The sequence below is a fragment of the Amycolatopsis jiangsuensis genome, from assembly GCF_014204865.1.
GTDB classification, from domain to species: Bacteria; Actinomycetota; Actinomycetes; order Mycobacteriales; family Pseudonocardiaceae; genus Amycolatopsis; species Amycolatopsis jiangsuensis.
In genome coordinates this window covers 4,211,982-4,225,474 of the sequence record NZ_JACHMG010000001.1, presented here as the reverse complement: position 1 = coordinate 4,225,474, position 13,493 = coordinate 4,211,982, and the positions used below count along the sequence as shown (strand labels likewise).

The window sequence follows — 13,493 nt, the reverse complement described above, 5'->3', positions numbered from 1 at the left end:
AGGTGGAATGTCCCGTATCCGTCGCATGCTCGTTCCCGTCACGCTTGCCGGAATCGCCGCCGGTGCCGTGACGGTGCCGGCTGCCGCTGCCGCCCCCGCGCCGTCGTGTGACACGACGAGCACCCCCTACAGCTACGTCGTGCTGTACCAGCCGGGCGCCTCGCAGCGTTCCGTCGATGCCGAGCTCGGAGCCAAGTGCGGCACCAGAGTGGCGTACTACCCGGAGATCGGCGTCGCCGTTGCCAGCTCGCGCAACGCGGACTTCGCCGAGCGGATCGGCGTGATGCGGGCGTACTCGGGCGGCAAGGACGTGGCCGCGCAGAACGCCGCGCGGGCGCACCAGCGTTCCGCGGTGGGCACGCTGGAGCAGACGCGGACCCGCGCCGCCGAAGGTGATCTTTCGGCGCAGCAGTGGGACATGCGGGCCATCCACGCGCAGGAGGCGAACAAGGTCGACGAAGGTTCGTCGCGGGTGACCGTGGGCGTACTGGACTCCGGCATCGACGCCAAGCACCCGGCGCTGTCGCACGCGGTGGACGCGCGCTCGTCCGCCGGCTGCGTCACCGGCGCCGCGGACACCTCCGCGTCCGCGTGGGCCCCGACGAACTCCGAGCACGGCACGCACGTCGCGGGCACCATCGCGGGCAAGGACGCGTCGCGCGGCTTCTCCGGCATCGCGCCGGGCGTACGGCTGGCCTCGGTGAAGGTCGTGAACGACGACGGCTACATCTTCCCGGAGGCAGCGGTCTGCGGGTTCATGTGGGCAGGCGAGCACCGTTTCCAGGTGACGAACAACAGCTACTACATCGACCCCGGGATGTTCTACTGCCGCAAGGAAGCCGGCGACGCGGCCGCATACGAGGCCGTACGCCGCGCGGTGACGTACTCGAGCCACCGCGGCACGCTGAACGTCGCGGCAGCGGGCAACTCCGGTTTCGACGTCACGAAGCAGACCACTGACCCGAACCGTCCGCACCCGGTCGACTCTTCGTGCGGCATCCTGCCGAAGTCGATCGACGGTGTGGTCACGGTGTCCTCAGTCGGATACGCGGGCACGAAGTCGTCGTTCTCGAACTACGGTGCGGTCAGCGTCGCCGCCCCGGGCGGTGATTTCGCCCAGCTGCCACCGGAAGGACAGGGCGAGGGTTGCCCGCTGTCGACGGTGTTCGACGGCGGCTACGGCACGATGTGTGGCACTTCCATGGCGTCGCCGCACGCGGCCGGCGTCGCGGCACTGCTGGCCTCGCGAATCCCGTTCTCCCCACCACGACTGGTGTCGGCCCTGCTGGGCGCGGAAGCCGACCCGGTCGCGTGCGATGTACAGGAGTGCACCGGCCCGGCACGCAACAACTCCTACTACGGCCACGGCCTGGTGAACGCCCTGGACGCGGTTCGCTGACGCGGCACACGAAAACGGCCCTCGCTTCCCGTGACCGGGAGCGAGGGCCGTTTCAGCGACTGCGCTGGGTCAGACGCGCTTGAACAGCAGGGCGCGCTTGACCTCCTGGATCGCCTTCGTCACCTGGATGCCGCGGGGGCAGGCGTCGGTGCAGTTGAAGGTCGTGCGGCAGCGCCAGACGCCTTCGCCGTCGTTCAGGATGTCCAGGCGCTCTTCGGCGCCGTCGTCACGCGAGTCGAAGATGAAGCGGTGCGCGTTGACGATCGCGGCCGGGCCGAAGTACGAGCCGTCGTTCCAGTAGACCGGGCAGGACGACGTGCAGCAGGCGCACAGGATGCACTTGGTGGTGTCGTCGAACCGGTCGCGGTCGGCCTGGGACTGGATCCGCTCGCGCGTGGGCTCGTTGCCGTAGGTGATCAGGTACGGCTTGATCGCCCGGTACGCCTCGAAGAACGGGTCCATGTCGACGTAGAGGTCCTTCAACGTCGTCAGGCCCTTGATCGGGGCGATCGTGATCTCGGTCCGCTTGCCGTTCTTCTCGAGCAGGTCCTTCAGCAGCACCTTGCAGGCCAGCCGGTTGATCCCGTTGATCTGCATGGCGTCCGACCCGCACACCCCGTGCGCGCACGAGCGGCGGAAGGCGAACGTGCCGTCGAGGTAGTCCTTGACGTGGAACAGCAGGTTGAGCACCCGGTCCGTCGGCTGCGCCGGGACGTCGTAGGACTCCCAGTGCGGCTCCTCGTCGACCTCCGGGTTGAACCGGAGGATCTTCAGGGTGACGGTGATCGGCGTGTGGGTTTCGGAAGCGGCCTCGGCTTCCGGGGTGGCCGTGGTCATCAGTACTTCCGCTCCATCGGTTCGTAGCGGGTGAAGGTGACCGGCTTGTAGTCCAGCCGGATGTCCGAGCTCAGGCCCTCGCCCTGCTTGTAGGCCATGGTGTGGCGCATGAAGTTCGTGTCGTCGCGGGCCGGGTAGTCCTCGCGCGCGTGCCCGCCGCGGGACTCCTTGCGTGCGATGGCGCCGGTCACGAGCACCTCGGCGAGCTCGAGCAGGAAGCCCAGCTCGACCGCCTCGAGCAGATCGGTGTTGTACCGCTTGCCCTTGTCCGCCACGGTGATCCGCGTGTAGCGGTCCTTCAGCGACTGGATGTCGGTCAGCGCCTGCTTGAGGGTGTCCTCGGTGCGGTACACCGACGCGTTCGAGTCCATGGTCTGCTGCATTTCCTTGCGGATGTCGGCGACGCGCTCGTCACCGTGCTCCGACAGCAGCAGCTCCAGCTGCTCCTCGACCAGCGTGGTCGGGGTCTCCGGCAGCTCCACGTGCTCGTGCGCCAGCGCGTACTCCGCGGCGGCGATCCCGGCCCGGCGGCCGAACACGTTGATGTCCAGCAGCGAGTTCGTGCCCAGCCGGTTCGACCCGTGCACGGACACGCAGGCGACCTCGCCCGCGGCGTACAGGCCCGGGATCACGTGCTCGTTGTCGCGCAGCGCCTCACCGTGGATGTTGGTGGGGATGCCGCCCATCACGTAGTGGCAGGTCGGGAACACCGGCACCGGCTCCTTGACCGGGTCGACGCCCAGGTAGGTGCGGGAGAACTCGGTGATGTCCGGCAGCTTGGTCTCCAGGACCTCCACCGGCAGGTGGGTCACGTCGAGGACGACGTAGTCCTTGTTCGGCCCGCAGCCGCGGCCCTGCAGCACCTCCTGGACCATCGACCGGGCGACGATGTCGCGCGGTGCGAGGTCCTTGATGGTGGGGGCGTAGCGCTCCATGAACCGCTCGCCCTCGGAGTTGCGCAGGATGCCGCCCTCGCCGCGGACGGCCTCGGAGATCAGGATGCCGAGCCCGGCGAGGCCGGTCGGGTGGAACTGGAAGAATTCCATGTCCTCCAGCGGCAGGCCCTTGCGGAAGATGATGCCGAGGCCGTCACCGGTGAGGGTGTGCGCGTTCGACGTCGTCTTGAAGATCTTGCCCGCGCCGCCGCTGGCCATCACGATCGACTTCGCCTGGAACACGTGCAGCTCGCCGGTGGCCAGCTCGTAGGCGACGACGCCGGAGGCGACCGGGTTGCCGTCCTCGTCCTCGCTGGTCACCAGGTCGAGCACGTAGAACTCGTTGAAGAACTCGGTGCCGTACTTGACGCAGTTCTGGTACAGCGTCTGCAGGATCATGTGCCCGGTGCGGTCCGCGGCGTAGCAGGCACGGCGCACCGCGGCCTTGCCGTGGTCGCGGGTGTGCCCGCCGAAGCGGCGCTGGTCGATCTTGCCCTCGGGCGTGCGGTTGAACGGCAGGCCCATCTTCTCCAGGTCGAGGACGGCGTCGATGGCCTCCTTGGCCATGATCTCCGCGGCGTCCTGGTCGACCAGGTAGTCACCGCCCTTGACGGTGTCGAAGGTGTGCCATTCCCAGTTGTCCTCCTCGACGTTGGCCAGCGCGGCACACATGCCGCCCTGTGCCGCGCCGGTGTGCGACCGGGTCGGGTAGAGCTTGGTGAGAACCGCGGTGCGGGCGCGCTGGCCGGATTCGATGGCCGCGCGCATTCCGGCGCCGCCGGCGCCGACGATCACCACGTCGTACTTGTGGAACTGCATAGTGGGGGCTCCGCTACGTAGTGGAATAGCGCTGTGGTGGGTGCGCCTCAGCTGGCGGGCATTTCGGGGTCGAAGGTGAAGATCACCATGGTGCCCACGGCGAGGATCAGGACCATCGACACGTAGAGCAGCATCTTCAGCCAGAACCGGGTGGAGTCCTTGCGCGCGTAGTCGTCGATGATCGTGCGCAGGCCGTTGCCGCCGTGGATCTCCGCGAGCCACAGCATCGCCAGGTCCCAGAACTGCCAGAACGGCGAGGCCCAGCGGCCGGCCACGAAGCCCCAGTTGATCCGGTGCACGCCGCCGTCGAGGATGTTCATGATCAGCAGGTGGCCGAGCACCAGGATGATCAGCGCGAGGCCGGAGATGCGCATGAACAGCCAGCTGTAGAGCTCGAAGTTGCTGCGCCGGGCGGCCGGGCGCCGCGGCGAGCGCGGCTTGTCCAGGATCAGAGCGTCGGCCATCAGGCACCCCCGAAGAGCGTTTCGACGGTGCGCTTGAGCATGAAGAACGCACCCGGGATCATCACCACGACCCAGACGACGCCGATCACCCACAGCATCGTCTTCTGGTACTTCGGGCCCTTGGCCCAGAAGTCGACCAGCATCACGCGCAGGCCGTTGAGCGCGTGGAACAGCACCGCCCCGACCAGGCCGACCTCGAGCAGGTTCACGATCGGCGTCTTGTACGTCTCGATGACCTGGTCGTAGGTGTTCGGCGACACGCGCACGAGCGCGGTGTCGAGCACGTGCACGAACAGGAAGAAGAATGTCAGCACGCCGGTGATGCGGTGCAGCACCCAGGACCACATGCCCGGGTCGCCCCGGTAGAAGGTTCCCTGCCGGCGTGAGGCACCCGCCCGATCGCTCGCCCCCGCCGCTGGCTCAGCGGCAGGGCTCGCCGTGGTGGACATCGGTGAACGGCCTCCAACGTCATGACTGTCGTGCCCGGATGACCGGTGCTCTCCGCACTCGCCGGGGTCGGTCCACTGGGGACAACTCCGGCGACAGTGCCGAGATCAGAGGCCATCGAGCGTGGATGCAAGGGATGCTAGACCCGCCCCGGGTACCCGGCTCACCTCCGGGTTCGTCTCTGTGATGGACCAGACACCGGCAGCGCTGCCGGGCGCCCGGACGTGTGTTCTGGAGCACGCCGGGGAGTGCTTCCGCGGCCCGCGTCCCCGGCAGGTCCACTGTGGACGCGACGGGAGTCGGCACGGGTGCGGCTGGCCGGGTCCACCGGATGGCCCGCCCGGGTGAGTTCCGATGATCGAAGATGCGGAGCGTGCCCGAGATCGTCACGTTGTGTACACGAATGGTCGCGGACCGACCCGCTGAGTAAACGTTTGTGTTACGTAGCGTGCCGTTGCTATGGCGTCTTCCTGACCGCCCGGTACCGTCTGGCCGTTGAACCCGGCATCGCCGCCGGGTTCGTTCTCGGATCGTCCGCTGGATCAGCGGGGAGGGAGACACACGTTGCGTCGCATGCGTGGAACCGCGCTGGCCGCAGTGGGCATGGCCGGGGTACTCGCCCTGGCCGGGTGTGCGAAGGACACCGGTAAGAACGACAACGCGTCCGGTTCGGGGGGCGACAGCGCGGGCAACTGCATCACCGCGCCGAAGCCGCCCGCCGCGCCCGCCGCGGCCACGAGCAGCACCGCCGACAGCGGCAAGGTCGACGGGAGCAAGCTGAAGGTCGGGCTGGCCTTCGACGTCGGCGGCCGTGGGGACGCCTCGTTCAACGACGCGGCCGCCGCCGGCACCGACCAGGCGAAGGCCGAGCTGGGCGTGCCGTCGGTCCAGGAGAGCACCGCGAGCGCCAGCGAGAGCGAAGCGGCGAAGCAGCAGCGGCTCGAGCAGATGGCCGCGCAGGGTCTCAACCCGATCATCGCGGTCGGCTTCGCGTACGCGCCTTCGGTCACCGCGGTCGCGCCGAAGCACCCGAACACGCGGTTCGCGATCGTCGACGACGACTCCATCAAGCAGCCGAACGTGACGCCGCTGGTCTTCGCCGAGGAGCAGGGCTCGTTCCTGGCCGGCGTCGCCGCCGCGTACAAGAGCAAGAGCTGCCACATCGGTTTCGTCGGCGGTGTGAAGACCCCGCTGATCCAGAAGTTCGAGGCCGGTTACCTGCAGGGTGCGAAGGCGGTCTCGGACAAGATCGAGATCGAGGACGACTACCTCACCCCGGCCGGCGACTTCACCGGTTTCCAGGACCCGGCCAAGGGCAACGTGAAGGCCGCGGCGGAGATCGCCAAGGGCGCGGACGTGATCTACCACGCCGCGGGCGCCTCCGGTAAGGGCGTGTTCGACGCCGCGAAGGCGAACGACGCGCTGGCCATCGGCGTGGACTCCGACCAGTACAACCAGAAGACCGTCGCCGCGGACAAGGACATCATCATCACCTCGATGATCAAGCGGGTCGACATCGCGGTCTTCCAGTTCCTGCGGTCGGTCGCGAAGAACGACCTCAGCTCGCTGCCCAAGCGGTTCGACCTGAAGGTCGACGGGGTCGGCTACGCCACCTCCGGGGGCAAGGTCGACGACATCAAGGACGTCCTGGACGGGTACAAGGCCCAGATCGTCTCGGGTGCCGTCCAGGTTTCGGACAAGCCGGCCAAGTAGTACGCCGACGCGCCAGGGCTCGGAAGGATCTCTCCTTCCGAGCCCTCACGCGTTTCGAGAAGAACGGGATGTCCTCGCCGATGAGCGAAACCGAGGCCGAAGCCGCCCCTGACCGGGGCACCCCGGCCGTCCAGCTGACCGGGATCACCAAGCGCTTCCCCGGGGTGGTCGCCAACTCCGACGTCAACCTGACCGTGGCCGCGGGCGAGGTGCACGCGCTGTGCGGGGAGAACGGCGCCGGCAAGTCGACTCTGATGAAGATCCTCTACGGGATGCAGCAGCCCGACGAGGGTGCCATCGCGATCGACGGCACCGAGGTGCGGCTGCGCAACCCGCAGGACGCCATCCGGACCGGGATCGGCATGGTGCACCAGCACTTCATGCTCGCGGACAACCTCACCGTCGCGGAGAACGTGTTCCTCGGCGCGGAGGGCATGCACGGCATCGGCCGCGCGGCACGGTCGCGGCTGGCGAAGCTGGCCGAGCAGACCGGCCTGCACGCGAAGCCGGACACGCTGCTGGAGGAACTCGGCGTGGCCGAGCGGCAGCGCGTGGAGATCGTGAAGGTGCTCTACCGCGGCGCGAAGATCATCATCCTCGACGAGCCGACCGCGGTGCTCGTGCCGCAGGAGGTCGACGCGCTGTTCGACACGGTCCGCGGGATGAAGGCCGAGGGCTACACCTTCCTGTTCATCTCGCACAAGCTCGACGAGGTGCGTGCCATCGCGGACACGGTCACCGTGATCCGCAGGGGCAGCACGGTCGGCACGGCCGATCCGAAGAACATCACCACCCGCGAGCTGGCCGAGATGATGGTCGGCTCCGAGCTGCCCAGCCCGGAGACGCGTGAGTCGACCGTGACCGAGCGCGAGGTGCTGCGGGTGCGTGACCTGCGGCTGGCGGCCGAGGGCTCGGAGCGCGCCGTGCTCGACGACATCTCCTTCACCGTGCACGCGGGGGAGGTGCTCGGCATCGCCGGCGTCGAGGGCAACGGCCAGACCGAACTCGTCGAGACGGTCATGGGCATGCGCAGGGCGAGCGGCGGGCACATCGAGCTTTCCGACGCCGGCGGGAGGACCCACGACCTGGTGAAGCTGGGCACGCTGGCGCGGCGCGAGGCGGGCATCGGCTACATCGCCGAGGACCGCACCCGGCACAGTCTGCTGCTCACCCAGCCGTTGTGGGTCAACCGGATGCTCGGTTACCAGACCCGCAAACCGGTCTCCAGCGGGCAGTTGCTCGACATCGCCGGCGCTCGCCGCGACACCGAGCGGATCGTGCGCGAGTACGACGTGCGCACGCCGGGCATCGAGGTGCCGGCGGCCGCGTTGTCCGGTGGCAACCAGCAGAAGCTGATCGTCGGACGGGAGCTGTCCGGTGCTCCGGTGCTGCTCATCGCCTCGCACCCGACGCGCGGGGTTGATGTCGGCGCGCAGGCGCTGATCTGGGAGCAGATCCGCCAGGCCCGCGCGGACGGGCTCGCGGTGCTGCTGATCTCCGCTGATCTGGACGAGCTGATCGGGCTGTCCGACACGATCCGCGTGATGCTGCGCGGGCGGCTGGTGAGCGAGGCGAACCCGGCCACGGTGACCCCGCAGGAACTCGGCTCCGCGATGACCGGTGCCGCGGGAGAGGGAGAAGAAGTCCAGTGAAGTCCGGAGTGAGTTCGTGGCGCACGCGGCTGTTGCCGCCCCTGCTCGCGATCGTCTTCGCCCTGCTGCTGTCGGCGATCGCGCTCATCATCTCCGGGGCCGATCCGCTGCAGGCGTACGGGACCATGGTGGGCCAGCTGTTCAAGGGCTCGACCGCGGTCGACACGGTGAACCTGGCCACGGTGTACTACCTGTCCGGCCTCGCGGTCGCCATCGGTTTCCAGATGAACCTGTTCAACATCGGGGTCGAGGGCCAGTACCGGTTCGCCGCGGTCGTCGCGGCGATCATCGGCGGCGCACTGCAGCTGCCGCCGGTGCTGCACACCATCGTGATCCTGCTGGTGGCCGTCGTGTCCGGCGCGCTGTACGCGACGATCCCGGCGGTGCTGAAGGTGACCCGCGGGGTCAGCGAGGTCATCTCCACGATCATGCTGAACTCGATCGTGGCAGGCATCATCGCGTTCCTCGTGAACGCCGACCAGTTCGGTGTGCAGACCGGCAACAACATCGGCACCAGGGAGATCGCGCCGTCCGGGCGCATCCCGGGCATCCCGATCGGTGCCGGCACGCTGTTCGGGTTCGTGTTCATCGCGATCGTGGTCGGCGCCGCCTACTGGTTCATGCTCAACCGCACGCGGTTCGGCTTCGAGCTGAAGGCGAGCGGTGAGTCGTCGACGGCGGCCTCGGCCGGTGGCGTCAGCGCGAAGAAGATGACGCTGATCGCGATGCTGCTTTCCGGTGCGGTGGCCGGCCTGGTCGCCATGCCGGAGCTGCTGGGTCGCGATTACAGCTACGGCATCACGGCCACGCAGATGTACGGCTTCACCGGGATCGCGGTGGCGCTGCTGGGCCGCAACCACCCGGGCGGTATCGCGTTCGGCGCGTTGCTCTGGGCGTTCCTGGACACCTCCGCGGTGTCGCTGGAGCAGATCAACGTGTCCAAGGAGATCGCGACGATCATGCAGGGCATCATCGTGCTGTCGGTCGTCGTCGCGTACGAGATCGTGCGCCGCGCCGACCTCGCCGCCGAGCAGCGGCGCGTGGGACGCGCGCTGGCTGGCAAGGGTTCCTCGGTCGCGGAAGGCGGTGCGGTGTGACCACCACGACGGAGTTCGCCCGGCCAGAGCCGGAGCCCGGCACGTCGATGCCGGCGCGGCGCAAGCGGAACCGGATCCCCGGCTGGGCGCGCGGGGTGATCTGGGCGGTCATCGCGATCGCGGTGATGTCCACTGCTTCCTACGCCACCGGTGTCTCGTCGCTGACGTCCAGCAACACGACCTCCACCGCGTTGCGGCTCGCGCTGCCGATCCTGTTGTGCGCCCTCGGCGGACTCTGGGCCGAACGCGCGGGCGTGATCAACATCGGCCTCGAGGGCATGATGATCCTCGGCACCTGGGGCGCGGCCTGGGGTGCCTACTACGGCGGCGTGTGGGTCGGGCTGGTGGCCGCGATCGCGTTCGGCGCGCTGGGTGGCCTGCTGCACGCGGTGGCGACGGTGACCTTCCGGGTCAACCACATCGTCTCCGGTGTGGCGATCAACCTGCTCGGCCTCGGTGTCGCGAAGTACCTGGCGAACCTGATCTTCGAGCCGATCTCGGGCAATCCCCGGCAGTCGCCGCCGGTGCCGAAGTTCGACACCTACTCCGCGGCCGGGCTGTCGGACTGGCTCGGTTCGCTGGAGGACGAACAGCGTGTCGGCCTGTCCGACGTGGCGGGCATCCTCAAGGGACTGGTCTCCGGGGTCGCGCCGCTGACCATGCTCGCGATCGTGCTGATCCCGGTGAGTTACTGGGTTCTGTGGCGTACGCGGTTCGGTCTGCGGCTGCGTTCCTGCGGCGAGAACCCGGTGGCCGCCGAGTCCCTCGGCGTGAACGTGTACCGCTACAAGTACCTGGGCGTGCTGATCTCCGGCGGCTTCGCGGGGATGGGTGGCGCTTCGCTGGTGCTGCTCAAGGGTGGCGCGGACTACCTGGAAAACCAGACCAACGGCCGTGGGTACATCGGTCTGGCCGCGATGATCTTCGGCAACTGGCGGCCCGGTGGCCTGCTCGGCGGTGCCGCGCTGTTCGGGTACGCCGACGGGCTCCAGCTCGCCGGCGGTGGCGAGGCCGTGCTCTCGCTGCTGTACGGCACGGTGCTGCTGCTGGTGATCATCGTGATCGTGCAGCTGTTCCGGCGGCGGTGGATCGCGGCCGCGCTCGCCGTGGTCGGCGCCGGCATCCTGTACGCGATCTACTGGACCAACGACTCGTTGCCGAGTGACCTGATCCCCTACACCGCGCACTTCGTCACGCTGATCGTGCTTGCCGTTGCGTCGCAACGACTACGACCACCGAAGGCCGACGGAGCGCTGTACCGCAGAGGAGAAGGCGACTGATGTCCGAAGTGGACTGGGAAGCGCTGCGTGCCGAAGCTGTGGCGGCCGCTTCGCACGCGTACGTGCCGTACTCGGGTCTGCAGGTCGGTGTCGCCGGCATCGTGGACGACGGCCGGCACGTGATCGGCTGCAACGTCGAGAACGCCTCGTACGGCCTCGGGTTGTGCGCGGAGTGCACGATGGCGGGCCAGCTCCGGCTGTCCGGTGGCGGCCGGCTGGTGGCGGTGGCCTGCCGGAGCGGCGAGGGGAAGCTGCTGATGCCGTGCGGCCGCTGCCGGCAGATCCTGTTCGAACTCGGTGGCTCGACGTGCCTGGTCGACACACCTCGCGGCGTGCTGCCGATGTCCGAGGTGCTGCCGGACGCGTTCGGCCCTGAGGACCTGCCGTGAGCTTCACGGCGGTGGACGTCATCCGTGCCAAACGCGACGGCGGGCGGCTGAGCGACGAGCAGATCGACTGGGTCGTCGACGCCTACACGCGCGGCGCGGTGGCCGAGGAGCAGATGGCCGCGCTGGCCATGGCGATCTACCTGCGCGGGATGGACAACGCGGAGATCGCCCGCTGGACCGGCGCGATGATCGACTCGGGCACGCACCTGTCGCCGGCCACCTCGCGTCCGACCGTGGACAAGCATTCGACCGGCGGCGTCGGCGACAAGATCACCCTGCCGCTGGCGCCGCTGGTCGCCGCGTGCGGTGCCGCGGTGCCGCAGCTGTCCGGCCGCGGCCTCGGGCACACCGGGGGCACGCTGGACAAGCTGGAGTCGATCCCGGGCTGGCGGGCCGCGTTGTCGGTGGACGAGATCGCGGCGCAGCTGGATTCGGTGGGCGCGGTCGTCTGCGCGGCCACCGAAGGCCTGGCCCCTGCGGACAAGAAGCTCTACGCGCTGCGGGACGTGACCGGCACCGTCGAGTCGATCCCGCTGATCGCCAGCTCGATCATGAGCAAGAAGATCGCCGAAGGCGCGTCCGGTCTGGTGCTGGACGTGAAGGCAGGCTCCGGCGCGTTCATGAAGACCGTCTCCGATGCCCGGCAGCTGGCCCGCACCCTGGTCGACATCGGCACCGCGCACGGCGTCGCCACCACCGCGCTGATCACGGACATGGAGGTGCCGCTGGGCCGGGCGGTCGGCAACGCGGTGGAGGTCGCCGAAGCGGTGGAGGTGCTCCAGGGCCGTGGACCGGCCGACGTGGTGGAGCTGACCGTCGCACTGGCCAGGGAAATGCTGACGCTGGCGGGGATTTCGACGGATCCGGCAGCGGTGCTGGCCTCCGGCGAGGCGTACGAGACGTGGGCACGGATGATCACCGCGCAGGGCGGAGACCCGTCCGCACCGTTGCCTCGGCCCACCCACGTGCACGTCGTCCGCGCTCCGGCCACGGGAGTGCTGGCTTCCCTGGACGCCTACGCCGTCGGCGTCGCCGCGTGGCGGCTCGGCGCCGGGCGAGCGCGCAAGGAAGACCCGGTCCAGTCCGCGGCCGGTGTGCTGTGCCTGGCGAAGCCAGGCGACGCCGTCACCGAAGGTGACCCACTGCTGGAACTCCACACCGACACCCCGGACGCGGTGCCTGCCGCGCTCTCCGCGCTCGAAGGCGGCTACGCCGTGACCTCCGAGACCCCCGAGGCCCGCCGGATTGTCCTGGACACCATCAAGCCCTCGTGAGTGGCAACTCACGAGGGCTTGATGGAGGGAACTATTCGGCGGGTGCGTCGTCCGCGTCGGCGCTGCCGTTCTTCGCCTTCGCGTCGGCGGCCTTGGGGGAGCGGCCGTTGCGGGAGCTGCGACGGGGCTGGCGCGGAGCGGGCGGCGGCGGGGCGATCTGCTGCACCGCCGGGCCTCCGCCGAGCATCAGCTCCGCGAAGGTGGCCATCGCCTCGTCCAGCTGACCGCCGATGCGGCGCACGGACTCGTCGTTGCTGCGGCGCACCAGCGAGTCGACCGAGTCGGTGTCCGGCTGCTGGGCCAGGGTGCCCTCGACCTTCGACAGGCCGGTGCGCAGCGAGCCGTCCAGGTCGCCGAGCCGTCCGGTGACGCCGTCCTCGACCTTGTCCAGCCGGGTCGCGAGGTCGTCCAGCCGATCGGTGACCGTGTCCAGCCGGCCGCCGAGCTTCTCCAGGCGCTCGGCCGGGTCGACCATCTCGCCGGTCTCGGTGACCGCGGTCTTCAGCGAGTCGGCGGCGCCGGCGATCCGCTCCTTGGTCGCGCGGTCGAGCTCGTCGACGCGGGAGCGCAGCTCCTGGTCGGTGGTCTCGATCCGCTCGCGCAGCGAGGACTCGGCCAGCTCGATGCGCTCGCGCACCGGACCCTGGGTGCTCTGCGGGATCGAGTCCAGCTTGGCGTCCTGTTTGTCCAGGTGCCCGCCCAGCTCGTCGAGCCTGCGGTGGATGTTCTGCAGCTTGTCCTCGAGCCCGTCCATCCGGCCGGCGACGCCCTCGAACCGCGAGGCCATGCCATCCAGCCTGCCGTCGAGCTGTGCGAACGGCTTGGCCAGCTTGTCGACGATGCTCTCCACCGCGTGCGTGAGCGCGGCGAGCGCGTTGTCCTGCGACTCGAGCCGGGTCATCGCCTCGTCGAGCCGCTCGGCCAGCACGCCGACCTCGGTGCGGTCGGGCAGCTCGGACAGCCGCTTGCGCACCGCGCCCAGCGAGTCCACCGGCGCCAGCCGGGCGTAGATGTCGTCGAGCGCGTCGAAGATCTGCTGCTGCTCGCTCTCACGCACTTCGGCCGCGCGCACCAGCATGTTGCGCATCCGGTCGAAGGACGGAGCGGCAATGTGGTTGTCAGTGGTCACTGCGGTGTCCTTCGTCGGCGGGGAAATGGAAGGGACTGGGCGGAAGCTTATCGACAAG

The 13,493-nt window shown here is 69.1% G+C and carries 12 protein-coding genes; 7 read left to right on the top strand and 5 right to left on the bottom strand.

Annotated elements, in window-relative coordinates:
* Positions 1 to 7: 7 nt before the first annotated feature.
* Positions 8 to 1,399 (top strand): S8 family peptidase, encoded by a 1,392-nt coding sequence (locus tag BJY18_RS18640; RefSeq protein ID WP_184781187.1) that lies wholly within the window; start codon positions 8 to 10, stop codon positions 1,397 to 1,399.
* Positions 1,400 to 1,468: 69 nt separating this feature from the next.
* Here BJY18_RS18640 and BJY18_RS18635 read toward each other — a convergent pair whose 3' ends face one another.
* Genes BJY18_RS18635 through sdhC form a run of 4 tightly spaced genes read right to left on the bottom strand, consistent with a single transcriptional unit; the run spans position 1,469 to position 4,903 of the window.
* Complete coding sequence (locus BJY18_RS18635) at positions 1,469 to 2,236, bottom strand: succinate dehydrogenase iron-sulfur subunit (protein ID WP_184781186.1); 768 nt, start codon at positions 2,234 to 2,236, stop codon at positions 1,469 to 1,471.
* Positions 2,236 to 3,990, bottom strand: a complete 1,755-nt coding sequence (gene sdhA / locus BJY18_RS18630; protein ID WP_184781185.1) for a succinate dehydrogenase flavoprotein subunit — start codon at positions 3,988 to 3,990, stop codon at positions 2,236 to 2,238. Before sdhA ends, BJY18_RS18635 begins: the two co-directional genes overlap by 1 nt.
* A 47-nt stretch (positions 3,991 to 4,037) precedes the next feature.
* Positions 4,038 to 4,454 (bottom strand): succinate dehydrogenase hydrophobic membrane anchor subunit, encoded by a 417-nt coding sequence (locus BJY18_RS18625; protein WP_184781184.1) that lies wholly within the window; start codon positions 4,452 to 4,454, stop codon positions 4,038 to 4,040.
* Positions 4,454 to 4,903, bottom strand: coding sequence for a succinate dehydrogenase, cytochrome b556 subunit (sdhC, locus tag BJY18_RS18620; RefSeq protein WP_184781183.1), 450 nt, complete (start codon positions 4,901 to 4,903; stop codon positions 4,454 to 4,456). The genes BJY18_RS18625 and sdhC overlap by 1 nt, the downstream gene beginning before the upstream one ends.
* A gap of 571 nt (positions 4,904 to 5,474) precedes the next feature.
* Between sdhC and BJY18_RS18615 the strand changes: the two genes are divergently transcribed.
* The 6 genes from BJY18_RS18615 to BJY18_RS18590 all read left to right on the top strand — a co-directional run bounded on the left by BJY18_RS18615 (position 5,475) and on the right by BJY18_RS18590 (position 12,306).
* Positions 5,475 to 6,614 (top strand): BMP family lipoprotein, encoded by a 1,140-nt coding sequence (locus tag BJY18_RS18615; RefSeq protein WP_184781182.1) that lies wholly within the window; start codon positions 5,475 to 5,477, stop codon positions 6,612 to 6,614.
* Between the two features lie 80 nt (positions 6,615 to 6,694).
* On the top strand, positions 6,695 to 8,266 hold the full coding sequence (locus BJY18_RS18610; protein ID WP_376774689.1) for an ABC transporter ATP-binding protein: 1,572 nt from the start codon (positions 6,695 to 6,697) through the stop codon (positions 8,264 to 8,266).
* An 8-nt stretch (positions 8,267 to 8,274) separates the two neighbouring features.
* The gene (locus tag BJY18_RS18605; protein WP_184784703.1) at positions 8,275 to 9,363 is read left to right on the top strand and encodes an ABC transporter permease; all 1,089 of its coding nucleotides are present in this window, start codon (positions 8,275 to 8,277) and stop codon (positions 9,361 to 9,363) included.
* Positions 9,364 to 9,410: 47 nt separating this feature from the next.
* The gene (locus BJY18_RS18600) at positions 9,411 to 10,643 is read left to right on the top strand and encodes an ABC transporter permease (RefSeq protein ID WP_184784702.1); all 1,233 of its coding nucleotides are present in this window, start codon (positions 9,411 to 9,413) and stop codon (positions 10,641 to 10,643) included.
* On the top strand, positions 10,643 to 11,032 hold the full coding sequence (locus tag BJY18_RS18595) for a cytidine deaminase (RefSeq protein ID WP_184781180.1): 390 nt from the start codon (positions 10,643 to 10,645) through the stop codon (positions 11,030 to 11,032). Before BJY18_RS18600 ends, BJY18_RS18595 begins: the two co-directional genes overlap by 1 nt.
* On the top strand, positions 11,029 to 12,306 hold the full coding sequence (locus BJY18_RS18590) for a thymidine phosphorylase (protein ID WP_184781179.1): 1,278 nt from the start codon (positions 11,029 to 11,031) through the stop codon (positions 12,304 to 12,306). The genes BJY18_RS18595 and BJY18_RS18590 overlap by 4 nt, the downstream gene beginning before the upstream one ends.
* A gap of 31 nt (positions 12,307 to 12,337) precedes the next feature.
* Here BJY18_RS18590 and BJY18_RS18585 read toward each other — a convergent pair whose 3' ends face one another.
* Positions 12,338 to 13,435, bottom strand: a complete 1,098-nt coding sequence (locus BJY18_RS18585; protein ID WP_184781178.1) for a PA containing protein — start codon at positions 13,433 to 13,435, stop codon at positions 12,338 to 12,340.
* Positions 13,436 to 13,493: the final 58 nt, after the last annotated feature.

What these genes read in the sequence shown, in the direction of transcription:
- BJY18_RS18635 (WP_184781186.1), bottom strand. Translation starts at nt 2,236, where the DNA reads ATGACCACGGCCACCCCGGAAGCCGAGGCCGCTTCCGAAACCCACACG.
- BJY18_RS18600 (WP_184784702.1), top strand. Translation starts at nt 9,411, where the DNA reads ATGCCGGCGCGGCGCAAGCGGAACCGGATCCCCGGCTGGGCGCGCGGG.
- BJY18_RS18640 (WP_184781187.1), top strand. Translation starts at nt 8, where the DNA reads ATGTCCCGTATCCGTCGCATGCTCGTTCCCGTCACGCTTGCCGGAATC.
- sdhC (WP_184781183.1), bottom strand. Translation starts at nt 4,903, where the DNA reads ATGTCCACCACGGCGAGCCCTGCCGCTGAGCCAGCGGCGGGGGCGAGC.
- BJY18_RS18615 (WP_184781182.1), top strand. Translation starts at nt 5,475, where the DNA reads ATGCGTGGAACCGCGCTGGCCGCAGTGGGCATGGCCGGGGTACTCGCC.
- BJY18_RS18595 (WP_184781180.1), top strand. Translation starts at nt 10,643, where the DNA reads ATGTCCGAAGTGGACTGGGAAGCGCTGCGTGCCGAAGCTGTGGCGGCC.
- BJY18_RS18610 (WP_376774689.1), top strand. Translation starts at nt 6,695, where the DNA reads ATGAGCGAAACCGAGGCCGAAGCCGCCCCTGACCGGGGCACCCCGGCC.
- sdhA (WP_184781185.1), bottom strand. Translation starts at nt 3,990, where the DNA reads ATGCAGTTCCACAAGTACGACGTGGTGATCGTCGGCGCCGGCGGCGCC.
- BJY18_RS18625 (WP_184781184.1), bottom strand. Translation starts at nt 4,454, where the DNA reads ATGGCCGACGCTCTGATCCTGGACAAGCCGCGCTCGCCGCGGCGCCCG.